We start from the raw sequence: 25,684 nt of genomic DNA on the forward strand, positions 1-25,684 counted from the left end.
TCGTCCTTTTTACTCATTTTCCATCATATCTGCAAGCTGCTGCTTTTTTGCTATTGAGCTATATTGTCCATTTAGGTTCATCAATTCTTCATGGGTGCCCTCTTCCACTATCTTTCCTTCATCCAGGAAAATAATATGATCACAGTCTTTTATCGTAGAGATTCTATGGGCAATAATTACTGTAGTTTTGTTTTTACGCTCCCTTTTTAAGGATGATAATATTTTTTCTTCTGTATCTGTATCAACTGCTGACACTGCATCGTCAAGAATCAATATTGGTGATTCCTTTATTAGTGCCCTCGCTATAGATACTCTTTGCTTTTGACCACCGGAAAGAGTAATTCCTCTCTCTCCTATTACCGTTTCATATCCATCTTTAAATTCTATTATATTATCATGTACACTTGCTGTCTCTGCGTATCTACTTATTCTATCCATATCTATATCGCTATCTGCAAAGGCAATATTGCGAGATATTGTATCAGAAAACAAGAAGTTGTCTTGAGGTACATAGGCAATATTTTCTCTTAATGTCTTTAGCGGTATCTTCATTAAATCATTGCCATCGATCACTATTCTTTCATTAGAGACATTATAAATTCGTAGAAGTAGATTAACCAATGTAGTTTTACCACTACCTGTCCTTCCTATTATTCCTAATGTCTGTCCTTTATTAATATTAAGATTTATATTTTCAAGAGCATTCTCTTCTGAATCAGGATATTTGAAGGATAGATTATTTATCTTTATAGATCCCTCAAGTTTTTTTAAGATAACTACGTCCTTTCCATCAAAGACTTCAGGTTCTTCATCGAGAATATCTTCAATTCTATCTAGGGATGCCTTACCCTGGGCAATAACATTTAACACCATTCCTATTGCCATCATTGGCCAAACTAACATAGTCAAAAAGTTTATGAAGGCAACTAGCTCACCTAATGATATTTTGCCAAGCATGGTTAACCTTCCACCATATACCAAAGTTAGTATCATGCTTGCACCAACTACAAACCTAATAATAGGTTCAATAGCCGATCTAAGCTTAGCTAGTTTAATATTTTTATCAAAGTTATTTCTATTGGTTTCATCAAAGGCCTTCATTTCTTCATACTCTTGAATAAATGCCTTAACTACTCTAATGCCTGAAAAACTCTCCTGAACCATATCGGTCATTTTTGCGAAGGCCTCTTGCTTATCCTTAAAGCGCTGTCTCATAAACTTACTTATAACGAAGCCTTGAAAAATTATTATAGGAAATGGAATAATAGCAATTAAGGTAAGTTTTAAATCTATATTAGATACCATATTATAAAGAACAAGGGTTATTAGAACTACAGCGTCAATTATCATTAAAAGTCCTGGTCCAATTGCCATCCTCACCGCATTAACATCATTGGTAGCATGGGCCATTAAATCCCCAGTCTTATGTCTATTAAAATAATTTTGAGACAATTTTTCTAGATGCCTAAAAATATCGTTTCTAATATGATACTCAATATTTCTCGAGGTACCAAAAATCAAGTTTCTCCATATAAATCGCCCACCTGCGATTGCTAATCCGATCAAGGTGAGATATAGAGCTTTGTTCAGTAGAATCTTTTCGTTTACACCACCGGCTATAATTGCATCGGTTATCTCCCCTATTATCAACGGGACCTTGATTTGCAATAGATCTACTATCGCTAATGAAGTCACTCCTATTAGGAAATGCATGAAATACTTCTTATAATATTTATTTAAATGTTTTCCATAAATCATTTTCTCTCTCCTTGTTAGAAATGTCTGTTTTAATAGCATAAGGCAATTACATAATTCTAACTTGGCAGAATTGCATAATAAATATGGTATAGCTTTATGGTTTTTAAGACCATATATAGTAGAAAGTTTTTTAGATGGTAATTATGCAATTTGCTCACATAACAATTAAACCTTATATGCCATTATAGAATTAATACCCACTATCATATTTTACCCTATATTGGAATTATGTAACAGCATTTTGGGCTTTTTTGAAAAATCTCTTTTCCTAAAGCTCAACCCCTTTTTCTTTTAAACATCATTAGCAATTACAACTAATGCATATTTTAACTCTTAAAAGAAATAATATTAGTATATTTCTCCTAGATTTTTTAACGAAGAAAGGATGATACTCTTGAAGTTAACTGAGATGTTTACAGAGACTCCTCATAAACCCCATTGGGGAGGAGCCTCCGGACTGTGGGCTATGTGTCGCCATAAAATCATTGGATTACCTGTACTTGAGTTGCTTTATGATATGGCCGATGATCCTGATTTGAAAAGATTTATCAAAGCAGGAATTGAAATGCAAGCTATTCCTCATATTGAAAAGATTCAATCTGCTATGCAGAAGGAGAATCTGGCAACTCCTCCGATGCCACAAAGAAAGAAGTTAGATAACCAACAAATCGCCTTAGCATTAATGGAAATTCTTCGTTTGTCATTAATTCATGACACAATGACTTTTATGGATGTGACTAGAGAAGATCTAAGAAAATTCACTTGGGATATTACCCTTGAGGATAGAAAGGCCTTTGATAAAATTGTACAATTGAATTATAAGAAAAATTGGCTTATGAATCCTCCAAGCGCATAAATTCAAAATTTATAATTCTCTATTTAATATCAAAATGGGGCTGCCTCATAGATGTTTCTTATGAGTACACCCCCATTGTTGGTTTCTGACTTTTTACTTATCAATCAGTTCCATGCCGTTTTCTGTAAGCTGAATTTTCTTTTCTTTTAATAATCTCCCTACAGCCCTCTTAAATGCTCGCTTGCTCATCCTAAACTCGTCCTTAATTTTATCCGGAGAGCTATTATCATTGAATGGAAGCTTTCCTCCTCTAGCATTTAGTTTATCTAAAATAACAGTAGAATCATCATCCATTTGCTTGTATGCTTTTTTTCTGAGGCTCAAATATAGCTTACCATCTTCTCTAACTTTAGTTATTCTTGCCTCTATCTCATCGCCACATCTATAGTTTCCATATAGTTCATTATTGGGAATCAATCCATGGTATGTATTATCTATAGCCACTAGAGCTCCCATATCTCTTTTAATATTATAGATTATACCTTTAACAGCGTCATCTTCCTGATATGATGAGTCACTACTAAGCATATTGTAAATATCCATAGTAGCACATAATCTTTCGCTTTTATCAATATACAGACTTACTAAGTATTTTTTTCCCGTTCTTACTCTGCATGTCTGTTCTTTGAAAGGAATGAATAGATCCTTTTCTAATCCCCAATCTAAAAATGCACCTATTGTTGCAGTATCAACCACTTCAAGATATGCTATTTCGTCCATTAATAGCATCGGCCTTCTCTTAGTAGCTATCAGTCTATCCTCAGAGTCCTTATATACAAATACTTCTATCTCATCTCCTACATCAGTTCCCGATTCCAATTCCTTTCGTGGCAATAAAATACTATCACCCATATCATCGTCCTTTGAATTTAAATAAGCACCTATAGAAACCATCTTAACAACCTTTAAGTTTTGAATTCTTCCTAGTTCTATCATAATTTTCCCCTTCTCTAATATCTTTTATTTTTATTTTATGGTTATTATATACCTTAACCAGAATATATGTAGTTAAACCAATAATCAAAATATATTTTATATCATTGGGCAAATTTAATAAAGGCTTTTATTTTATAATCGAAAAATATATTTAAAAATATTCGTAGAAAAAGTTCCCAAGGATTCCTCATATACTTTTCTAATACTTATTTTTTCAGTTAATATATATAGTAATTTGGTAATACTATATATGAGGTGATAACATGAGAGTAATCCAAGCATTTGTACTGGGTTTCATAAGTAGTTTTGTTTCTGAAATTCTTTGGGATTTCTTGAAGAGTATTTTCAAGCCAAAGCAGAATTGTCCTAGTGCTGCTTAATATTTAGTTATAGAAAAGAGCAGTGTTAGCTGCTCTGAGGCTGTTAACAAATCCGAATTTCATCGTTGTTGCTTCAACCAAGAACCCTTACGTATGTCTATATACGCTGCGGTCTCTCGGTCTAAGCAAGCCTTGAACTTCGACTTTCTTAACAGCCTATCATCTTGTTAACTTTGTTAACAAGATGATAGCTGTATTAGTTGCTCTTTTTAATCAAATCCCTTTTCGTAATAATTTCATGTTGTTTCTCAACATCCGTTAATGCACTAAAAACTTGTTTTATTACATCACTTGAAACCTTGCCACTATTTTTTTCGTAAAATAATATGGCATGTTCTTCGCGGTGGCTAGCTTCAATCAATAGCAGACCATCTGTATTATGTCTCGTATAATCAGGTTTATGTAGTTTTGGAAGCTTTTCAAAACCACCTAGTCTTTTATGGATTCTCGCATGCATAAATTCTATCCTACTTAAATCCTTGAAGGTTTCTTTTAATTTCTCATCCTCAGCTAATCTGCTTGCTTCTTCATAAAACTCTCCATTAAATACTTCTAACTTCATAGCATGATCTAATACCTTTAGGCTTTCCTCATCTAAGCTTTTATTGTCCACCATATAGATGTCATTTTCATCGTCCAAATAAATTTTACCTACCCCACAAAAAGGGCAGTTTATTATTCGTTCCTCTCTATTTTTCTCGAGAAAAGAATAATTGTTTAAACTATAGCTTTTAGGATTTATATCCATACAACATATCAAACACTTAATCTCACTCATTCTATCATTCCTTTTTTCTAAATATATGAACAGAACTTACTCTTCTTTAGTCAAATTTTTCATCTGAAAACGACTTATAATCACAATCTTTACACATCATATTATATTCCATAATTTATCCTATGGCAATATGTACCAATACTTATCTAGGCTTATTATTTTTAGAATTCACTCATTCCCTATTTTCTTGAAATTCACTGTAAATTTTTATCCAATATATGATATAATACTTAAGGATTAAATCATATCTCAAACCCAAGAAAGGATGAAATGTAATGTCTCTATTTGAGCAATGGAAGGAAAGAGCTTACGACGAGCGTACTGAAGAAGAATACAATAAGTTTTGGGGTGAATACCTTCCAAAAGAACAAAAAAACTACGAGTATTTACTAGAGAATAAAGACGAAGTAACAGAAGGTTCTTTATCTGAGCTTGCAGAGAAGTTCGAGATGGACGCTGTTACATTTGCAGGATTTTTAGATGGAATTAACACAAGCCTTACTGAAGAACTTGACCTTGACAGCTTAACTGAAGAAAGTAACGTAAAACTTTCTATAGACTTTGAAAAACTTTACTATAATATGCTTGATGCTAAGGCTGATTGGCTTTATAATCTTTCTCAATGGGATAATGTACTTCCTATCGAAAAAAGAAAAGAAATCAAAAAGGACTACAATAGATCTCGTATCGTTGTAAACGATAAAAAGATTGGTAGAAATGAACCATGTCCATGTGGAAGTGGAAAGAAATACAAGAAATGTTGTTTAAACAAATAATCTATATATAATACGATAACCATAGAGATATGGAATTTTGTCTAAATTATCATTGACAAAATTTAAAAATCCTCTATAATGAATTTGTGCATTAATATTTTAGAGGGAGTAGCTGACCTTTTTAAGGAATCAAAGTCGTCATTACGGAAAATAATATTTTCCCGGCTTTGATGGCAATTATGTCTAGCGAGACTCTACAATTAACTTTAGTTAATTGTGGAGTTTTTTATTTTGTTCAGTTGTTCCCTTATATCAATTTACTATAAATTATTGAGAGGAAGAGCATTCATGGAAGCAATTATTCACGTTTATTTAACATCCTTTTCAACATTAATACTAATACTTATAGTAGCAGCAACACTTTATACACTTAGTAAAGGAGCCGATATTCTGGTTGATGAGGCCGTTAGTCTTTCTTTGCACTGGGGAGTATCTAAAATGATTATTGGTGCAACCATTGTCTCTTTAGGAACCACTCTTCCAGAGGCTACTGTATCGGTATTAGCAGCTGTTAATGGAAACCCAGATTTAGCTTTAGGTAACGCCATTGGTTCTATCATTACAGATACGGGCCTTATAATTGGTCTAGCAGCTCTAATTGGTTACTTACCCGTAGATCAAATAACTATGAATCGTCAGGGGAGAATTCAATTATTTTCTGGGATTTTACTTGCAGTTGTAAGTATTCCTTTCCTATCCAGTGGAAGCACGGGAAATATCAGTCAGTTTGTGGGATGGATTTTTCTAATCCTATTAGCAGCCTATATATATATTTCAATAAGCTGGTCTAAAAAGTCAGGAGAAACTGAAGCTGACTTTGAGGAAGAGAAAAGCCCGTTAATAGTTCAAATACTTAAACTCGTTTTAGGTATAGTTCTTGTTCTTGGTTCATCTAAGATACTTATACCTGCTGTAGAAATTTCTGCTATCAGAGTAGGTATCCCTCAAAGTATTGTCGCTGCAACCTTAGTGGCCTTTGGTACTAGTTTACCTGAACTAGTAACAGCAGTCACTGCCGTAAGGAAAGGACATGGTGAGCTGGCTATTGGTAACATAGTCGGTGCTGATATTCTTAATGTACTCTTTGTAGTAGGAAGTGCAGCCGCTGTAACAAGGGGTGGTCTCGATGTTCCACTTAACTTTTATAAGCTTCAAATTCCAACAATGCTTATTGTTCTTGTGGTCTTTAGAGTTTTTGCCAAAAGCAAGAACAATGCGATTTCAAAATTAGAAGGAGTTATCCTATTTAGTATTTATATTTTATACCTAATTTTAAACTATGTATGGATTTAATTTTTCGTAAGATACTGTATTGATTAAGAGTTGAATTGTCATCAGTGCATCATGACAATTCAACTCTTTTCGTTATTATCCCTTATATGAACTTTTTAATGGTACTGTTCTATTAAATACTAATTTATTCTCACTTGATAGCTTAAGGTCCTTAATAAAATATCCGTGTCTTATAAATTGAAATCTTCCTTCATATCCCTCTCCAAGTCCAGCCTCTTCAATAAATGCATTTTGCTTAACATATAGTGATTTGGGATTTATTTTTTCAAATAGATTATCAGCCGATGGTATTTCGGTGAATAATTCATCAAATATTCTTACCTCACATGGTATACCATATTCTGTGCTGACCCAGTGTATTGTACCCTTAACTTTTCGTCCCTTAAAACCACTTCCACTTTTTGTTTCTGGATCATAGGTACATCTTAATTCTGTAATATTACCATCGTCATCCTTTATTACTTCATTGCACTTAATAAAATATGCATGTTTCAGTCTAACCTCTCCACCTACTATCAATCTATTGTACTTCTTAGGAGGATTTTCGCTAAAGTCGTTACTATCAATATATATAGTTTTAGTAAATGCTATTTTCCTAGATCCTAAATCCTCATTCTCTCTATTATTTGTGGCATCTAAATATTCAACATGCTTATCCGGTAGATTTGTAATTACAACTTTTATAGGATCAAGGACTGCCATGATCGTAGGTGCCTTTGCCTTTAAATCCTTTCTTAGAGAATGCTCCAGCATAGCAATATCTACGACACTTTCACTTTTCCCTACTCCGATTTCGGACAAAAAGCTTAGTATCGATTCCCTTGTATATCCCCTTCTCTTTAGCCCTTTTATCGTTGGAATCCTTGGATCATCCCATCCTTCTATGGTTTTACTTCCAACCAGGGCTTTAAGATACCTCTTACTCGTAACGGCTCCACTAAGATTCATCCTTCCAAACTCTATTTGTCTTGGAATGCGACCTGATAAATCTAGTTCCTTTAACACCCATTCATACAATGGTCTATGATCTTTAAACTCTACTGAGCACAGAGAGTGTGAAATTCCCTCTATATAATCTTGAATGGGATGGGCATAATCATACATTGGATAAATGCACCACTTATCACCAGTTCTATAATGCTTTGTATAAGATATTCTATAAATAACAGGATCTCTCATATTAATGTTAGGACTTTCCATATCAATTTTAGCTCTTAAAACCCTTTTACCCTCTTCAAAGTTTCCATTCTTCATTTTATCAAATAAATCCAGGTTTTCTTCTACACTTCTATTCCTGTAGGGACTATTCACCCCTTTAGTTGTTAAAGTTCCTCTATACTCTCTTATCTCATCACTACTTAGATCACAAACATATGCCTTCCTCTTTTTGATAAGATATATTGCATATTCATAGATTTGGTGACTATAATCAGATCCATAAAACAGTCTGTCTTCATAATCAAATCCCAACCATTTCATATCTTCTATAATTGCCTCAACGTACTCAACCTCTTCCTTTTTAGGATTTGTATCATCAAACCTTAGGTTGAATTTACCTCCATATTTCTTAGCTAAAGCATAACTAACATTTATTGCGTACGCACTGCCTATATGCAAGTACCCATTGGGCTCCGGTGGAAAACGTGTATTGACTTCCCTGTACACTCCATCCTCCAAATCTCTTTTTACTAGTCTATCTATAAAGTTTAAATTTTCTCTATTAGCACTCATATCATTACCTCCAAATTTTATTTTTTCTTACCATTCTAAAAATCTATCTAACATATAGATCAATTAAAATTATAACTATATACAATTGTATTAGTTTCTTCCCTGGTAAATTTGAAGGCAGCAAAACCCCTTTAGGCAAAATACAAACTTTCTTGCCCCATATGATCACATCCTTTTTAATTTGATAAAATTATATTTATTTTAGACAAAAATAAAAACTCCCGATCCCAAGACCAATCGGTCTTAGGGACGAGAGTTAATTTCGTGTTGCCACCCTAATTCATTAATATGTTACCATATCAATCTCTTCAAGTACGGTACTGAAAGTACTTATACTCTAGTTCTGTAACGTGAACAAACGCCATAGCATCACTTTTATTGAAAGATCCGTATGAAGCTCAGAGGCTTGTTTCAATAAATATTTCTTTACTCCTTTTCAGCTACCGGAGCTCTCTAGAAAAGAACTTATTTATTTACTCTTCTCGTCATCGCTTTGTTAGTATGAATTTTTTAATATTATACAATAAAATATTTCTTAAATCAACTTTACTTATTATATACTTTACCTATATTCTTTATCAATTATTCATATATGACTTTAGCTTTAAGTAGTCTTTGAGTATTACATAATCAATTGCTATTTATTACTACTTTCTATTACTGTTATTTTCTTTATTACTACATCTACCTTTGGAACAGACATTTCTCCACTATAAGGGTGCTTATCTACAGTTGTATCAGCTATTTTATCAAGAGTTTCTTCTCCTTCTATTAACTTTCCAAATGCAGCATATTGCCCATCTAAGAATGTTGCATCTCCATCCACTATAAAGAATTGGCAGCTGGCAGAATCAGGCTCAGCTCTACGAGCCATTGAAATTACACCCTTAGTGTGCTTAAGTGTATTTTTAGTAAATCCATTTTCTGCAAACTCTCCTTTAATATTCTTGTCAGATCCACCTGTACCGTCACCCTTAGGATCGCCTCCCTGAATCATAAAGTCTTTTACAATTCTATGAAACTTCAACCCATCATAAAAACCAGATTTAGATAGATTGATAAAGTTTTCTACTGTTTCTGGAGCAAATTCTGGGTACAACTCTAGTACCATTTTTCCACCATCTTGCATTTCTATTTCCACTTTAGGATTTTGTGTAGCGTTATCGCTATCAGCCTTTTCATCTGTTTTTTCACTGCTACATGCCGCCATAATTGTTATCATTAATAACATAGATACAACAAATAGAATAGTTTTCTTTATATATGATCTTGTCATAATCTTTCCTCCTTAGCTTTCTTTATATTATTCTAGGCTCAGCCTCTCTGCCACTATTTCAATACAAGACGTAAAATTAATCTTTTGCGAAAAGTTAGACCTCCTAAAGGTAAGGAGGTCAGGTTTATGTATATATCTATACCCTTATTCAATCATTGCCATACATTTAATGTAGACATAGTCTAGATTCTGAGTTAAAGGAATAAAGTAATTTCTATTCACTTATCAGAAATATACTATTTTATTTCATAGCTTCAATAAGAAATTCACTATATCTAAAATCTGAATTACTGATATGTTTAAATATCCACTTTGCTATAAACATAATTAATTCTTTCATTGCATTTTCTTGATCTTCATCTATATTGTCAAAATCAAGTCCCTCTAGGTAATCAACAAATGTCTTGTGTTCCTTAATTTGCTCATCAAGTTCTGGATATTGGTATTTAGCAAGCAAACTTTCTTCAGAGTCAAAATGATAAATCGTATAATCCTTCAGTTCTTCAATCAATTCAACAATTTCATCATAGGAATCTTGACCATTGTAACTCTCCAATACGATATTAATTCTTTCCCCAATTTCAAACAGTTTCTTATGCTGATCGTCAATTGTTTTAATCCCAACAGAATATTCTTCTTTCCAATTAAACATATAATTACCCCTTTGCTTTAGTATAAAATTAGTTATGTACAATATACGATAAACATCTCACATTTTGGAGATCTAACAACCAGAGCTTGCAATGATAGTAAATCTTCGAAATGTAATAGTTTTTTCGTAACCATATATATCCACTATAATTATACATTTCTTTCTTCTATTTAACAACTCGATTTACTTAGTCTTTAACGGATATAAGTACTCTACTAAGAAAACAATTCATTTAGAAACTTCTATTTTGCAAATTAAAGGGGGGGGTGCCTCAGAATGACGAATTTCCGAAACACCCCCGGTCTGCACTCATAGGATTCCTTTACGAAACAGACCTTTTTAATTATTTCATTATTTTGCAAATATTATTTGTAAACTCTACTGGATCATTAATCGGCAGCCCTTCAATAAGTAATGCCTGATCATATAATAAATTTGTATATAATTTAACCTTCTCTTCATCCTTTTCTGCTGCTTCCTTCAATGCCTTGAAAACATCATGATGTACGTTTATTTCTAAAATTCTATCTGCTTTTATATCTTGATTATTAGGCATAGCATTCAATATTTTTTCCATCTCTATGGAAAGTTCACCATCATTAGCTAGACACACTGGATGATTCTTAAGCCTCTTTGAAGCCCTAACATCTTTAACCTTATCAGATAGAATATTTTTCATTTGCTCAAACAGCTCTTTATTTTCTTTATCATCAGTATTAGCTGAGTTTTCATTTTCTTCAACCTCTATACCTAAATCACCGCTTGATACAGATTTAAATTCCTTCTCTTTATATGTCATTATCATTCTTATAGCAAACTCATCTACGTCATCGGTAAAGTATAGTATTTCATATCCTTTATCTGCTACGAGTTCTGTTTGCGGCATTTTTTCAATTCTTTCGTTTGACTCTCCTGAAGCATAATAGATATACTTCTGATCTTCTGGCATTCTAGAGATGTATTCATCTAAGGTAACCAGTTTCTTTTCCTTCGATGAATAGAACATTAATAGATCCTGTAACATATCTTTATTTCTTCCATAATCACTATAGATACCATATTTCAGTTGTCTACCAAAGGATTTATAAAACTCTTCATACTTTTCTCTTTCATTTTTTAATAGCTTTTCTAACTCACTTTTAATTTTACTTTTGATTTTTTTCGCTATAAGCTTTAGCTGTCTATCATGTTGGAGCATTTCTCTAGATATATTAAGAGATAAATCCTCTGAATCAACTATCCCACTTACAAAGCTAAAATAATCAGGTAATAAATCAGCACACTTATTCATAATTAGAACCCCATTAGAATATAGCTCCAATCCCTTTTCATATTCCTTCGTATAAAAATCATATGGCGTTTTTTCAGGGATAAATAGAATTGCATTGTAGCTTACGGCTCCATCTGCACTGAAATGTATATGCTTTACAGGCTTATCAAAACCATAGTGCTTTTCGGAATAGAAGTTTTCATAATCTTCTTTAGTAAGTTCATTCTTATTCTTTTTCCATATAGGAACCATACTATTTACAGTCTCTTCTTCTATATATTCCTCATATTCATCTTCACTATTTTCTTTAAGTCTGCTGTTAGTTATATCCATTTTTATTGGATATCTAACGAAATCAGAGTATTTCTTTATTATTGATCTTAGTCTATATTCCTCAAGATACTCATCGAACTTCTCGTCTTCTGTATTTTCTCTAATCTTTAATATGATATCTGTTCCCACAGAGTCCTTTTCACAAGGTTCAATTGCATAGCCATCTTCACCCTTTGATTCCCATTTATAGGCTTCCTCACTACCAAAGGCTTTACTTACAACAGTAACAATATCAGATACCATAAATGCAGAGTAGAATCCTACACCAAACTGACCAATTATATCATACCCATCCTTGAGCTCGTTTTCCTTCTTAAATGCTAAAGATCCACTCTTAGCTATAACTCCAAGATTTTCATCAAGCTCTTCCTTAGTCATTCCAATACCAGTATCAGAAATTTTTAATATTCTATTATCCTTATCAATATGTAATTTAATATAGTAGTTATCCTTATCAAAGACTAGTGAATCATCTGTTAAGGCCTTATAATAGATTTTGTCAATCGCATCACTAGCATTAGAAATGATTTCTCTTAAGAAAATCTCCCTATGGGTATAAATCGAGTTAATCATTAGATCCATTAGTCTCTTGGATTCCGCTTTAAATTGTTTTTTCGCCAAGTAAATCTCTCCTTTCATGCTAAAACTACGAGCACAACGAAGTGCTAGCGCAGTAAAAATATACTTAAATAATTAGCGTTTTTATTATTTCACTTTATTAGCACTCTCTTTAGGAGAGTGCTAATTTTAATTTAAAAATACACTTTTTTTGATAGTTTGTCAATACCCTTTTCCTGTTTTATACATTTTTCAATATCTCTAAAATATTTTTTCTAGCAATATCTGTATCATTCTTTCAATCCATATAGACTTTTTTAATCCAATTAACTCTTCTATTTATCTCCCATAGAAAGTAAATTTTTCGTGCTTCAAAACAATATTATTTTTCCCATATTATGGTCTACAAGATTTATTATAGAATAAATGGTTCTTTTTAGCTACTATTAATTATATTCTATGTTATCATATATATATATTTAATAGTAACGGATAAAGGAGGATGAATGTGAATCCATTGAGCTTTAACCCCTTTCCTATTTTAACTACCCATCGACTGACCCTTAGACAGCTTAGGTCCAACGATGACGAGCTAATATTTAACTATCAAAATGATAAAAGTAACTTTGAACATGTCGATATGCCTATCTATAAACATATTACTGAGGCGCAAAAATATATAGTCAGAATGAATAAAGGAGTCGCTGAAAATAAATGGATTATCTGGGCTATAGCCGATAAAGAAACCGATAATATCTTAGGTACAATCTCAATCTGGAACATTTCAATAGTAGACGAGAGAGGTGAATTAGGTTATGGCTTGTTTCCAGGCAGTACTGGTAAAGGTCTTATGACTGAAGCCCTTAGAAAAGTCGTCAATTATGGGTTTGATACCATGGGCCTTAAAAGAATTGAAGCTTATACCAATGAAACAAATATTAAATCCAGATCACTTTTAGAAAGAAATGGTTTTAGTTTTGATTCTTTCTTTCCAGAAAAGCGTGACACAGATGATGTACCTATCCAGATGGTGATTTATAGTAAGGATAATGCTAATGGATCTGATGACAAGTAGGAAACTAATAGTAGAAGGGGATGTCTCATAAGATTCCTTTATGAGACATCCCCCTCAAAAACTTGTATTCTTAAGTTTACTCCTTGATTAACTTTTTCAGTTCTCCATTTTCATAAAATTTTCCATCATCAGAAGGATAAATTTCAATAGTTTTTTCTATTGCATCTACATTAACACTTCCATATATATGGGGAAATTCTTCTCCTCTGCCCTTCAAATCCTCTATCACTAGGTTCGACTTCAGTAACCCAGGATTAATACATAATAGAATTACCTTTTCTTCGCTTTTATAATGTTTATTTAGGACCCATAGGGTCTGATTTGGAAAGCTGCAATGAATAAATCTCTCTTCATCAAAGTTCTCACTAATAAATTCCTTTTGTTTCTTAATTTTCTCCCATTCTTCAACTGTAGCAGTATAAATAATCATGCTTAATCTCCTTTTAATCTAGTCTAGATAAATCCTTATTCACCAATAATCTTTACCAAAATTCTTTTTGCTCTTTTTCCATCGAACTCTCCATAGAATATTTGCTCCCAAGGTCCAAAATCCAGCTGCCCTTCCGTTATAGCTACAACTACTTCTCTTCCCATAATTGTCCTTTTTAGGTGGGCATCTGCATTATCTTCAAACCCATTATGATCATACTGATCATAGGGTTTTTCTGGCGCTAATTTTTCTAAAAAACGTTCAAAGTCTCTATGTAATCCCGATTCATCATCATTGATAAATACGCTGGATGTGATATGCATAGCATTGCAAAGTAAAAGCCCCTCTTTAATGCCGCTTTCCATTAAACATTCTTCTATATTAGGAGTAATGTTAATAAAAGCTCTTCTAGTTTTTGTATCAAACCACAATTCTTTTCTATAGGATTTCAAATTTTCCCCTCCTTCAATGGTTATTATATCTTTTCAAAAGGTTAATTCTTTTCATCACACCTTTTCATCACACCTTTTTATCTACATTATACCCTAGTATTTTGATAAAAAGAACAAAGTACTTTATACAGTTTCTCAAGGCTGGCTTTATCTATATCTTATACTTTTTTTGTAAAGTAATATATGGCCCGAAGTCCCAGCACTTGTTCCGATAAGGAGTACTGTATCTTTCCCTTTTAAATAATTACTTTCATAGGCATGGTTTAGGGTGAATGGGATTGAGGCAGCTACCATATTACCGTAGTCTTCAAAAATATCACAGAACTGATCTTTCTTTATTCCTAGATTCCTCATAAATAGTTTAAGGGCTTTACTTGCTTGATGCGGTATTACATAGTCAATATCGTTAATATCAAGCTTTTCAAGCTCAAGTATTTCCTTAATCATCGGTACAAATTCTTTCTTTATTAATTTTATTAGCTTATTACCTTCCATTTGAAATCTGTATTTCTCATGATTCGTTCCATCAAACTTACTTGGGAGATACTTGGTTAACCCACCCTCTATCTTTGTTAAATCGTACGTACCAGGCCATGTTCTTGCATAATGAAAACCAATGCAGTATTCTTCTGATTTAGTGACCACTATTGCAGCAGCTCCATCACTAAACATAGAAAATGAATGCATGTTATCAGTGGATAGACCAAGTGATGCTAATTCACTTGATACAATGAGTACATTTTCATATTTACCAAAGTTAATAGACATTGCCGCATCGTCAAAAGCATCTAAAAAGCTAGTACAGCTTGTGTTTATATCCTTCGTTGATACGGCCCTTTTCAGCTTATATTTTTTACTTAATTCTTCTAAGATTTTTGCTGAAGTTGTAGGCAGTGGTTGATACCCTACTGCCGATGCTACTACTATGCAATCTATATCTTCAATACTCAGCTTACTAGTTTTCCGGAATGCATCTTCAATTGCTTCAATAGCTAGAGTAATTTGATCTTCACCCTCACTTATTCTATATCTAGTGTATATATTTCTATTTGATTGAAGTTTTTCAGCTACTATTTTCTCACTACTTGAGTCAAAATATATTATATTTTTGCCAACTGCTGAACCTGTACATACTATTTCTACATTTCTTTCTTTTTGTATTTTCATAAACTAGTCCCCTATCTTTCCCTCAACTCTCTTTAATTTTCTGCTGTTATCAAATGAATACTTTTCAAAATTGATAGTTGGCATAATGAAATTCAAGTCTTTCGAAAGCTTTTCAAACTCTTTAACAATTTTGGCTTTACAATTATCTTCCATCATATCTATATATACTGTTATTTCTTCCTTTTTTTCCTGCACTACTCTATAATTCCTTACTTCGTTTACATGAAAAAAGCATCTTCTAATAAAATCTGAGAATACTGTTACTTCATCAGAGTTGTCCTTAGAATTGCAAATAAAGACATCGTCTTCACGTCCTTCTATCTTCTCAAGAATCATGAAGCTGCTTCCACATTTACACTTTCTCTTGCTTTCGATAAGAATGTCATTTAACCTATATCTCACTATTGGCTGAGATCTTCTTACGTAATCAGTAATTATAGGAACAAATCTGTTCCCTTCGATTATTTCTTTCTCAATATAAACTAGCTCCTCATTAACATGTAAATTCCCAAATTCACATGTCATTGCTAGTAATCCTTCTGTACATTGATATATCTGATGTATAATCTCTTTATTAAATGCCTTCTTGATATACTTCTCATCTTTTTCTTCTAGAACCTCCGCAACTGATATTATTTTTGCTGGATTAATATTCAATCGTTTATCACCCACTGCATCGGCAAGTTGAATAAGCACAGAAGGCGGGGCAACTAAAATTGTAGGTTTATATTTGTCTAGAGTTTCAATATTTTCACTCATATTGCTATATATATCAAAGTACTTGAACTTTATTAAATTACTATTTATGGTTTCGTAAAGGTTGCTATTTGCTCTTAGGAAGAAAGCAATTTTACTATTAAAGATCCTTCCCTTTGGTAGTCCCTTTGCTAAAATAAATCCTGCCCACATTGCCCTTTCTTTTTTTGATGCAATAAACAAGCCTCTGTTCCCAGATGTACCCGATGACATACCCACAGTAATAGAGTTTATTTTGTCTCTAAAATCTCTACTGCGCTCGCCATTTAATGCTATGGAAAAGGCTTCTTCCTTTTTTATTCCTACTGTGCTTAGTCTATCAAAGTTATCCATCATTTTTTCTTTGTTCATGATCACAAAGTTTTCAAGCCCATCTACAATAGGCTTTTCTTTTAAATTTAAAGGTTTAGAATCTCCACTTTTATTTGGTAAAGAGACTAGGCCATCTTTTTTGTAAAATTCTGAGTTTCTCTTTAAAAAGTCAATATGTTTCTTTATACCTCTTTTTTGATAATCCTCAATCTTTTTTCTAGTTCTAAACTTATATACAAAGCGAGTTCTAATGAAGTAAAAGGCGATAATTAATTTTTCAATCATTTATACCACCTCCATGACTTGAAATGATTTTTACATTCTTTTCTCTTTTAAATCTCTTGATTTTGTCTATTGTCTTTATAAACTCATTGGCATCTTCTTGGATTAACCTTCCTTTAAAAGTAAGCTTTTTATCTACCAACGTCTCTTTCCAAAAAGCATCGGAAACAAAGAAGGTTTCATATTCTGACAAATAAAGACCCAGTTGTCCATTTGAATGTCCATCTAGTTTTACCAACAAAATACTATTGTCCCCAAACAAATCATAGACCTCTGTGAAGTATTCATTTAACCAACAATCACTCTTATCTCTTATAACATGTTTATTCTCTTCGAAGGCCTCTGGAATAAGCTTGTCAAATATTATATTTCTTAACCTGTTATTCTTGTACTTTTCATTTATTTCTTTACTTATAATAAATCTTGAGTTTTTAAAAAAATGAAGACCTCCTATATGATCAGGATGCAGGTGAGAGATAACCACATTTTTAACTTCATCTAAGGCTACACCATCTCTAATAAGGTGAGCTTTTATTTCATCTTCAATCTCACAGAAGGTGGGATTAAAAAATCTATATAAATACATTTTGAGATCCTTTTCAAAAACTCTCCTTGAATAGCCTGTGTCAAATAGGACATAACCTTCTTCTCTATGTTTTATAATCACTGAAGTTGCATTAAATTTCTCTTTTTTGGACACCACACCTTTGTAAGCCTTTGATAAGTCATTTACACAGTATCCGCAATTATATATTTTAAACATCTCTACTTTTTTGTCTGTCATTAACATATTTTATGATTCCTTCTTCCATACTCATAATTGGCTTATATCCTAATTCAGTACTTGCCTTTTCAATGTTCATGGTTTGGCTCTTGCCAAGTATGCAAGCGCTATATTTTGTAACAAATGGCTCCTTATATATTCTAAATAATTTATAAAAAAGTTCTAAAATCGACGCAATAAAGTATAGCTTATAAAAGCTTAGGTTAATATAATTTGGAGTCTCTCCCATCTTTTCGAAAAAACTATCTATTATGTTTTTAAATCTATCTGGCTCTCCATTGGTTATATTAAATACTTCGTTATTTATATCATCCTTTTCAATACACAACCTTATTGCATAGGCCACATTTTCAACACATGTAATATCGATATAGTTTTTTCCACCATCAACAAGTGGAATTCCCCTTTCGTAATTAGCCTTTAAAAGTCTCGGTATTACACTAGTGTCACCTATTCCAAATAGTCCCCTTGGTCTAATTATTACGTTATATAAACCTTTTTTAGCAAAATGACCTATAACCTCTTCTGATAAAATTTTTGTCCTTATATAATAATTAGCTTTGTTATCTTTTCTGTAGTCCGTCTCCAATATATTGAATCTATCAAACTTTTCAGTATAAATGCTGGGTGATGAAATATAAATTAATCTCTGGACTTTGTACTTCAAGCTCAAAGCAGCTACATTCTCAGTTCCTAACACATTTGCTTTATAAAACTCCTTCCATCTTCCCCAGACTGTTGACATAGCACCTGCATGTACAACATAATCAAACTTATATTTCTTGAAAACAGATTCCAAATCTTCTAAGTTAGTAAAATCACATCTAATAAATTTAACTTTTGCCGAATTTAATATATCTCCTTCTTCTCTATTTCTCCCAATAGTTACAACGCTATATCCATTACCTACTAACTCTTCGATGACATATTTACCTAAAAAACCAGTACCTCCAGTTACTAAAACCCTTTCCATATTGACTCCTTCTAAAAGTTTTTATTTTTAAATATGGGTAGTATAAACCTATTTAGTAGTTTACTTAAAAACAGATATGGCAATCTTCTATATAGTGGAAGGTGTTTGATATACACATAGCTATACTCTATATACTTCTCTGCTCCACGATTTATTTTAAAATCTCCGACACCGCTACTCTCGTGAAAAGCAAAATTGTACTTAATTGATTCCTCGTACAGTAAATAGCTTAAAACCCTATATAAACCAACTTCTTTAGCTAATGAAGTATCGTAACCAAAGAGAGGTGTCGTCATGACTCCGTTTTTATTAAAATATCCATAAAAGGCTTTAATCTCATCCTTATACATGATTAACTTAAGGTTATAGAACTTATCTCTAGCAGCTAATTTGAAATAATCCATACTATACATCGGGTTTAGTTTCGAGTACTTATCTAAATATAACGAGTTATAAAGTTCTACAAATCTAGAGGCAAACTTTTCTGAGTTGGCATCCACTATTTTAAGATCATTTTTACTAATCATCTTAGAATCACGCCGTAGATGTTCTCGCTGTCTTCTCTTAAGTTTTTTATTTCTATCTAATATAAAAACCTGCCGGCTTGGAATTTTGATATAATCTAATCCTTCTAAGGAATTCATCATATCCATATTTGTAAATTCATTTAAGGATCTATATATGATTGCATGTTTATTATACTTACTTAGGATTCCATCATGTATTGCACTTAATTTTTCTTTTGAGATGTTTCTATGCAAATTAGTTGAAATTAGCCAATTATTGACACAGACTATTTTATTAACTTTAAGAAGCTTGAAGAAGAATCCAACAAGATAAATCAGCGGAGCAGCTAATAAATATATGAGTCTGCTTTTTAAAATCCTAAGCTCTTCAGCTAAATAGGAAATATAATGGGTGTATATAGATGCAACATATGAATTAGTATATTCCTTTTCATTAATTGTAAGAGGTATTATTTCATCATCGATCTTTAATAGATTGATTTCAGTTTCAACGTTGCTTATATATTTTTTAGTTCCTTCTTTAATTAAGGGCATAAAGTAATCCCTTATAGAGGTTTGCTCAAGTGCATCATTGAACTCTATTTTGTCTATATTGGTTTTATCAAAAAAATTAATTTTCATAGTTATAAATTCTCCATATTAAATTCGATATCTTCCGTTGTGATATCTATAATGCTTTTCTTATGTTTTATTGATTTATATAGCATGTGTGTAAATGAAATTAACTGAAAGAAGTATGGTACTATATCCTTATTAGAAAATATTGCATCCTTCGAAGAAAATAACGCCTTAATCTTTCGAACTGGCCTTTTTAGCAATGTACTTAAAATAGCAAGTTTAAGTGAAGTACAGGTTTGAGGGCTTGGAAAAACAACTTCACACCTACCCCTATTACTAAATATATCATCGTCATCTGTAAACAAGTGAATACCTGATGTTAGTCGGGGGTTACATTCAATAAAATATAACTCATTATTCTCATCTAGAATACTATCAAATGATATCATTCCCGTAAAATTGAGGTTTTTTATCAGTTTATCAACCCTTTGATACACATAATTGTTTTCATAATACCTAAATAATATGTTGGCACCAGATGCAGTTATAACAGTATCATAGGCTGAATATGCTAATATTTTGCCATTTAAGCAAATAGCAAATATACATACCTCTTTCCCTTCTATGTAATCTTGCACAATATATCTGTTAACTTCGCTAGCATTTATGTTTTTCTTAAATTCAGCACTTCTTTTAAATATCAAGGTATCATTTCCAAATCTAGAATATTCAGGTTTGCATACTAATCCTGTACTTTCTATATTCCTTTTAAAGTAATCCTCTATTTTAACAACTGAGCTAAAGGACTTAGTACGTGGTACTCTAATACCTTCAATATCTAACCCTTCTAAGTACTTTGAAAACAAATACTTGTTATGCAGTTTATTGAGTGTTTCAATCTCCATAGTAAATACGTGGCAATATTTTTTTAATCTCTCAATGTGTTTTGAAATATAAAATACCTCTTCGCAGGTTGGTATTAATATATCAACTTGTTCTCTAATAATAATATCAATCAGTTCTTCGATATATTTTTTTGTCTTAAACCTCGGCTGAGAAACATAATAAAACTTGCTTATACAATTAGATGTTCGTGATAATGCAAGCTTATAACTTTCTGCTAATATTACATAGTTTTCATTGTCTTTAAGCAGTCTAATCAAGTGCAGTGTAGCAGGTGCTCTACCGCCTGTCACGAGTACTCTCATATTTTTAAGTGTTTTGTTCATTGTAAAAACCTCTACCAATTTTATCAATTTATAGCTTTATAACTTTGCTCTATCTACAATATTCTAGAAAATTATTTATCTTTCCTTGATATTCGCCAAAAACCTCTGCTATTCCTGCTTTTAATGCCCCTAGGTTTTCTAATTTCATAGTCCTTAATAGGCCTAGATAACTTTAACCCAGATTATTTCTTCACAAAATAGAAAATAATAATTAATAACTTACTAAAGCAAAGGATGAAACATATGTATAAACCTGGTTACTTGAACTTATTAGCAAATGGTGAATTAGAGAATATAGTCAAAACTCTAAAAGAAATGCTCAAGGATTGCGTTCTTTGTCCTCATCAATGTAGTGTAAACAGATTAAATGGAGAAATGGGTTATTGTAAAACCTTAGATAATTGCATTGTATCTGGAGTTCAGCCACACTTTGGCGAAGAAGAAGAGTTGGTAGGATCATATGGATCCGGTACAATATTTTTTTCACATTGCAACTTAAGCTGTGTTTTTTGTCAGAATTATGAAACAAGCCACTGTGGAGAAGGTACGTCAATAACTATAAGACAACTAGCAGAAATGATGCTTTCCTTACAACGTAAAGGCTGTCATAATATTAACCTTGTTTCGCCAAGCCATATAGTCCCTCAGATAGTAGAGGCTATATTTATAGCAGCTAAAAAAGGACTAAATGTACCGATTATATATAATACAGGTGGTTATGATCTAACCGATACTCTTAAGCTTTTAAATGGTATCATAGATATTTATATGCCTGACATTAAATTTTCTGATGATGATACTGCTTTGAAGTACTTAAGGGTAAAAAGCTACTCTACAATTGCTAAAAATGCTGTAAAGGAAATGCATAAGCAAGTTAAGGATTTAAAAACTGATGATAGAAATATCGCTTATAAAGGACTTCTTATTAGACATCTAGTACTTCCACAGAACTTAGCTGGCACAGAGAAAATAATGCACTTTATAGCCGATGAAATATCTACTAATACCTATGTAAACATTATGGCTCAATACTATCCTGCCCATAGAGCCTACAAGTTTGAAGAACTGAGTAGACGAATATCCAGAGAAGAGTATGAAATAGCAATAAATTCCGCTAAGATGGCAGGATTAAAAAGATATAAATCTAGTATCTGATTAATTGGTAGCACAAAGAATGTTATGACTATTCTTCAGGTTGACTTTTGGAAGTATATAAAAATCTACATTTGGCACAATTTAAATGAGTTCGTAATTTCCTATCTGATATAGAAAATTCCCTCAGAATAATTAATCTGAGGGAACATACTAAAACCATGTTAGTTCTATAATTAGTTTTAAGGTAGAGATGTTTTTAGAGATTTTAGAATGGTAAATCGACCCAATCATTACTCCATATTCAGAGTACTAACCAAATGATTAATTACAGATCTATTCGTTAATCCTAGTTCTTCAGGTAATTCATTGTCTCTCTTTGATAAGAGTGCGAAGACCCCTTCTGTTTCAAGATTCTCTTCAATATCTGCACTACTAAAACCCAGACCCATTAATAATTCATTATAAAAATCTTTATGGTTAATTACATCTTGTGTTGCCAGATGAAAAATTCCCTTTAATCTGTTTTTTATTATATATAATACACTCTTTGCTAAAACTATATCCGTAATAGTATTGAAAAGTAAATTTGGATAAACGACTATTTTTTCCTTATTGTTCAGTGACTTTAATAGATCTTTCATTCTTGGAGAATCTTTTCCCCAAACTTGAGGAAGTCTTAATATACAAGCATTATCATTTAATATTTCTATAACTCTCTTTTCGCATTTAATTTTGTATTGTCCATATTCAGTACGAGAACTTACTAAATCATCTTCATAATAGGCTTTACTTAAGTTGTTATCAAAAACATTTGCAGTTGAGCAGAAGTATAATATCCCATTATTTTTTTTAAGATATTCAGCAATTTTTATGTGTAGAACTAACTGCTTATCATAATCCCCTCTCAAGCAAGACACTACACTTTGAGGCTTCGAATTGGCTAATATACTATTTATATTATCTAAGTCTTCAATATCTAGTTTAAAGCTTCTATTTTGACTCAAGGAAATAGGAGTTTTGTAGTATGTTCCATAAATCTGAAATTCATCACATTTATTCATCTCACTAATTATTGCCTTTCCTACAAGGCCGCTCCCTCCCAACACTAAAACCCTATGCATAAAAATTATCCCCCTATAGCTTATTTTTAGATACAACATTACAGTGCTTTCTTTTCTATAATACTGCATTATTTATTTCAAATCCCACTCTATTTTAAATATAACACCAACCTCTTCATTATAAGCATTGATACGTCCGCCATTCATATCAACTAGTCTCTTTACAATATATAAACCTAGGCCACTTTGCCCCTCCTCACCCTTTTTAAATATATTAAAAATGTTGTTTTCATCTTCAAGAGGTTTTCCGTCATTATAGAATTCTAAAGTTACTTTGCTCTTATGTTTTTTCAGAGAGATTCGGATTAGGGATTGTGCATATCTTATTTGATTACTTAATATGTTTTCTATAATAATTTTCATCTGACTATAATCAGCAAGTATAAATACTTTACTTAGATGTAACTCAGTATTTATATTGTTAAGCTTTAAGGTGAGACTATCAAGGACTTCTTTAATAAGCTCTCTTACATTCACCTTCTCTTTATGTTTAAATTCACTGTTAAAATAATCTAATCGTTGAATGTATAATAAGTTAGATACTAATTTTTGCAGTCGTTTACATTCTTCATCAATAACCTCATATGAAGATTCCGGTGTCCCATCTGGATATAAGCCCCTTTTTAAGCCATCGACGTAACTCTGTATAATCATAATAGGCGTTTTCAACTCATGTGATATTGAATGCATCTTTAATTTCTGCTGCTCATCATAACTAAGAAGTTCTTTTCTCATTTCCTCCACTGTATTGGCTAAAAAACCTATCTCGTCATTTCGATTAATGGTTATAGGGGTATCGAATTTTCGAGCCGATATACGCTTGACTGAACGAGCCAATTGCTTTATTGGTCTTGTTATATAACTTGATAAGAAGAAGAAACCTATCAGCATCGCTAACAAAGTAAGTAATAATACTATAATCAATTGAATATATAATTGCTCTTTAAGTGAATTGTCAAGGGGCTCCCATCTTAGAGTAGCTCTATACACTGCGTTATTATTTACAGTCTTTTCTTGAATAACGACATTCCATTGATCACTAAGAGCTAAATTTTCCATTGATTTTACTGTATTATCTGTATCAAATTTTGTTATAATATAAAATAATTTTCTCCCCTCTACATTTAAACTATATCTTCTAGAAAAATCTGTTTGCTTTAATATATTGCTTTCTATTTCATAGATAATATCCTCTGTTAAATTACTAGTAAACCTATTCACCTTTCGTGTTAGTAAACCATTAACTTTGATCCAATAAATTCGTTCAATACTTCGATCATCTTCATCACTACTTTTTACAAATTCCTCTATATCCGTTATAGTTTTTGCTCTATCTCCATTATCCTCTAAAACCCTATAGATATCTTCATGATAGTATTTTTGAAAGGTTTCAATCAAAATCATATAGCTGATAACTGAAAAAAAGAGGATGACGCCAATAAAAGCTAGCATCAATTTAAAATCTAGAGATGCTCTTTTCATTCCTCGCACCACCTGTATCCATACCCATAGATGGTTTCAATTCTTAATTTAGGTAATTTTTTTCTTACTCTTCTGACCAAATCATCTACAGCTCGGTCACTACCAAAGTAGTTTTCTCCCCATATACTATCAAGGAGATATTCTCTTGACATTGCATTATTTTTATTCTTAATTATGGTACATAAAAAGTCAAACTCTCTTGAAGTCAGTTCTATTGCCCTGTCTCCATCAAATAGCATCCTTTTATCAAAATCAATACGATATTGATTATTAATCAACATATACTGTTTATCTTCTCTTCCATAAACTCTATTTAGGAGCTTTCTTACGCGAATTACTAACTCCATTGGCAAGAAGGGTTTGGATATATAATCATCACTTCCCATTTGTAGTCCCGTAATAATATCAAGATCCGTATCTCTTGCAGAAATAAATATTACTGGAATATTTTCATTATGCTCTTTGATCTTCTTGATAAGCTCATACCCATCAATATCTGGCAGCATAATATCTAGAATCCAAAGATGTACATTTTCTTTTATACACTTCTCAGCCTCTAGTCCCTTGGTAAAGCTCTTTATTTCATACCCTTCATTTTTCAAATAAAGTACTAAAATATCATTGAGATTCTTTTCGTCTTCTACTAAATAAACATTGAACATAGTATCACCTTTCAGTAGTTTTATTACATAGGAAGGGACTTATTAAAATACATAAAGAAGATATACAAGTAGTATATCTCCTAATATTAAAAAAATGTATATTGAAATGGTCGCCCCTTATATGTATTATAACTCATACTCTGCTGAATTGGCCTTAATTTTTCTTTAATAGATATTTGATT

23 protein-coding genes, 1 riboswitch and 1 other annotated feature are annotated in these 25,684 nt (G+C 32.0%); of the genes, 5 read left to right on the forward strand and 18 right to left on the reverse strand.

What is annotated here, in order from left to right; translation table 11 throughout:
- Positions 1-9: 9 nt before the first annotated feature.
- Positions 10-1,758 carry an ABC transporter ATP-binding protein gene (locus R9X47_RS06130; RefSeq protein WP_432665854.1) on the reverse strand — a complete coding sequence of 583 codons (1,749 nt, stop codon included), beginning with the start codon at positions 1,756-1,758 and terminating at the stop codon, positions 10-12.
- A 394-nt stretch (positions 1,759-2,152) separates the two neighbouring features.
- Between R9X47_RS06130 and R9X47_RS06135 the strand changes: the two genes are divergently transcribed.
- On the forward strand, positions 2,153-2,614 hold the full coding sequence (locus tag R9X47_RS06135) for a DUF3231 family protein (protein ID WP_432665855.1): 462 nt from the start codon (positions 2,153-2,155) through the stop codon (positions 2,612-2,614).
- Between the two features lie 93 nt (positions 2,615-2,707).
- Here R9X47_RS06135 and R9X47_RS06140 read toward each other — a convergent pair whose 3' ends face one another.
- Positions 2,708-3,550, reverse strand: a complete 843-nt coding sequence (locus tag R9X47_RS06140; protein ID WP_432665856.1) for a CvfB family protein — start codon at positions 3,548-3,550, stop codon at positions 2,708-2,710.
- Positions 3,551-4,126: 576 nt separating this feature from the next.
- Entirely contained in the window at positions 4,127-4,708 is a 582-nt protein-coding gene (locus tag R9X47_RS06145) for a ferritin family protein (RefSeq protein WP_432665857.1), read from the reverse strand.
- 275 nt (positions 4,709-4,983) lie between these two features.
- On the opposite strand from R9X47_RS06145, the gene R9X47_RS06150 reads away from it, so the two are divergent.
- Complete coding sequence (locus R9X47_RS06150) at positions 4,984-5,484, forward strand: SEC-C metal-binding domain-containing protein (protein ID WP_432665858.1); 501 nt, start codon at positions 4,984-4,986, stop codon at positions 5,482-5,484.
- Between the two features lie 104 nt (positions 5,485-5,588).
- A riboswitch (yybP-ykoY riboswitch) is annotated at positions 5,589-5,729 on the forward strand.
- A gap of 43 nt (positions 5,730-5,772) precedes the next feature.
- Positions 5,773-6,777 carry a calcium/sodium antiporter gene (locus R9X47_RS06155; protein ID WP_432665859.1) on the forward strand — a complete coding sequence of 335 codons (1,005 nt, stop codon included), beginning with the start codon at positions 5,773-5,775 and terminating at the stop codon, positions 6,775-6,777.
- Between the two features lie 75 nt (positions 6,778-6,852).
- On the opposite strand, the gene R9X47_RS06160 is transcribed toward R9X47_RS06155, so the two are convergent.
- From R9X47_RS06160 to htpG, 4 genes are all read right to left on the reverse strand, one after another.
- Positions 6,853-8,508, reverse strand: coding sequence for a glutamine--tRNA ligase/YqeY domain fusion protein (locus R9X47_RS06160; RefSeq protein ID WP_432665860.1), 1,656 nt, complete (start codon positions 8,506-8,508; stop codon positions 6,853-6,855).
- A gap of 242 nt (positions 8,509-8,750) precedes the next feature.
- Positions 8,751-9,006 (reverse strand) — a binding site (T-box leader).
- Between the two features lie 139 nt (positions 9,007-9,145).
- Positions 9,146-9,784, reverse strand: a complete 639-nt coding sequence (locus R9X47_RS06165; RefSeq protein ID WP_432665861.1) for a peptidylprolyl isomerase — start codon at positions 9,782-9,784, stop codon at positions 9,146-9,148.
- 241 nt (positions 9,785-10,025) lie between these two features.
- Positions 10,026-10,436, reverse strand: a complete 411-nt coding sequence (locus R9X47_RS06170; RefSeq protein WP_432665862.1) for a bacteriohemerythrin — start codon at positions 10,434-10,436, stop codon at positions 10,026-10,028.
- A gap of 343 nt (positions 10,437-10,779) precedes the next feature.
- Complete coding sequence (htpG, locus tag R9X47_RS06175; RefSeq protein WP_432665863.1) at positions 10,780-12,660, reverse strand: molecular chaperone HtpG; 1,881 nt, start codon at positions 12,658-12,660, stop codon at positions 10,780-10,782.
- A gap of 445 nt (positions 12,661-13,105) precedes the next feature.
- Here htpG and R9X47_RS06180 point away from each other — a divergent pair, with 445 nt between their 5' ends.
- Positions 13,106-13,672 (forward strand): GNAT family N-acetyltransferase, encoded by a 567-nt coding sequence (locus tag R9X47_RS06180; RefSeq protein WP_432665864.1) that lies wholly within the window; start codon positions 13,106-13,108, stop codon positions 13,670-13,672.
- Between the two features lie 76 nt (positions 13,673-13,748).
- On the opposite strand, the gene R9X47_RS06185 is transcribed toward R9X47_RS06180, so the two are convergent.
- The 8 genes from R9X47_RS06185 to R9X47_RS06220 form a co-directional block, all read right to left on the reverse strand.
- Positions 13,749-14,102 carry a DUF952 domain-containing protein gene (locus tag R9X47_RS06185; RefSeq protein ID WP_432665865.1) on the reverse strand — a complete coding sequence of 118 codons (354 nt, stop codon included), beginning with the start codon at positions 14,100-14,102 and terminating at the stop codon, positions 13,749-13,751.
- Positions 14,103-14,137: 35 nt separating this feature from the next.
- Positions 14,138-14,554 carry a secondary thiamine-phosphate synthase enzyme YjbQ gene (locus R9X47_RS06190; protein ID WP_432665866.1) on the reverse strand — a complete coding sequence of 139 codons (417 nt, stop codon included), beginning with the start codon at positions 14,552-14,554 and terminating at the stop codon, positions 14,138-14,140.
- 147 nt (positions 14,555-14,701) lie between these two features.
- A complete protein-coding gene (locus R9X47_RS06195; RefSeq protein WP_432665867.1) occupies positions 14,702-15,721 on the reverse strand; it encodes a 3-oxoacyl-ACP synthase III family protein in 1,020 nt (339 codons plus the stop codon).
- 3 nt (positions 15,722-15,724) lie between these two features.
- Positions 15,725-17,074 carry a F390 synthetase-related protein gene (locus R9X47_RS06200; RefSeq protein ID WP_432665868.1) on the reverse strand — a complete coding sequence of 450 codons (1,350 nt, stop codon included), beginning with the start codon at positions 17,072-17,074 and terminating at the stop codon, positions 15,725-15,727.
- Positions 17,067-17,861 (reverse strand): MBL fold metallo-hydrolase, encoded by a 795-nt coding sequence (locus R9X47_RS06205; RefSeq protein WP_432665869.1) that lies wholly within the window; start codon positions 17,859-17,861, stop codon positions 17,067-17,069. Before R9X47_RS06205 ends, R9X47_RS06200 begins: the two co-directional genes overlap by 8 nt.
- Complete coding sequence (locus R9X47_RS06210) at positions 17,827-18,828, reverse strand: NAD-dependent epimerase/dehydratase family protein (protein WP_432665870.1); 1,002 nt, start codon at positions 18,826-18,828, stop codon at positions 17,827-17,829. Before R9X47_RS06210 ends, R9X47_RS06205 begins: the two co-directional genes overlap by 35 nt.
- 11 nt (positions 18,829-18,839) lie before the next feature.
- Positions 18,840-19,976 carry a hypothetical protein gene (locus R9X47_RS06215; protein ID WP_432665871.1) on the reverse strand — a complete coding sequence of 379 codons (1,137 nt, stop codon included), beginning with the start codon at positions 19,974-19,976 and terminating at the stop codon, positions 18,840-18,842.
- A 2-nt stretch (positions 19,977-19,978) separates the two neighbouring features.
- Positions 19,979-21,142: an ATP-grasp domain-containing protein gene (locus R9X47_RS06220; RefSeq protein ID WP_432665872.1), complete on the reverse strand. Its 1,164-nt coding sequence runs from the start codon at positions 21,140-21,142 to the stop codon at positions 19,979-19,981.
- A gap of 243 nt (positions 21,143-21,385) precedes the next feature.
- Between R9X47_RS06220 and R9X47_RS06225 the strand changes: the two genes are divergently transcribed.
- Entirely contained in the window at positions 21,386-22,297 is a 912-nt protein-coding gene (locus tag R9X47_RS06225; RefSeq protein WP_432665873.1) for a radical SAM protein, read from the forward strand.
- Between the two features lie 230 nt (positions 22,298-22,527).
- Here the strand turns inward: R9X47_RS06225 and R9X47_RS06230 are convergent, their stop codons facing one another.
- The 3 genes from R9X47_RS06230 to R9X47_RS06240 all read right to left on the reverse strand — a co-directional run bounded on the left by R9X47_RS06230 (position 22,528) and on the right by R9X47_RS06240 (position 25,502).
- On the reverse strand, positions 22,528-23,358 hold the full coding sequence (locus tag R9X47_RS06230; protein WP_432665874.1) for a sugar nucleotide-binding protein: 831 nt from the start codon (positions 23,356-23,358) through the stop codon (positions 22,528-22,530).
- A 72-nt stretch (positions 23,359-23,430) separates the two neighbouring features.
- The gene (locus R9X47_RS06235; protein ID WP_432665875.1) at positions 23,431-24,840 is read right to left on the reverse strand and encodes a sensor histidine kinase; all 1,410 of its coding nucleotides are present in this window, start codon (positions 24,838-24,840) and stop codon (positions 23,431-23,433) included.
- Positions 24,837-25,502 carry a response regulator transcription factor gene (locus R9X47_RS06240; protein ID WP_432665876.1) on the reverse strand — a complete coding sequence of 222 codons (666 nt, stop codon included), beginning with the start codon at positions 25,500-25,502 and terminating at the stop codon, positions 24,837-24,839. The genes R9X47_RS06235 and R9X47_RS06240 overlap by 4 nt, the downstream gene beginning before the upstream one ends.
- Between the last annotated feature and the right edge of the window lie 182 nt (positions 25,503-25,684).

Source organism: Wukongibacter baidiensis (assembly GCF_050888315.1).
GTDB classification, from domain to species: domain Bacteria; phylum Bacillota; class Clostridia; order Peptostreptococcales; family Caminicellaceae; genus Wukongibacter; species Wukongibacter baidiensis.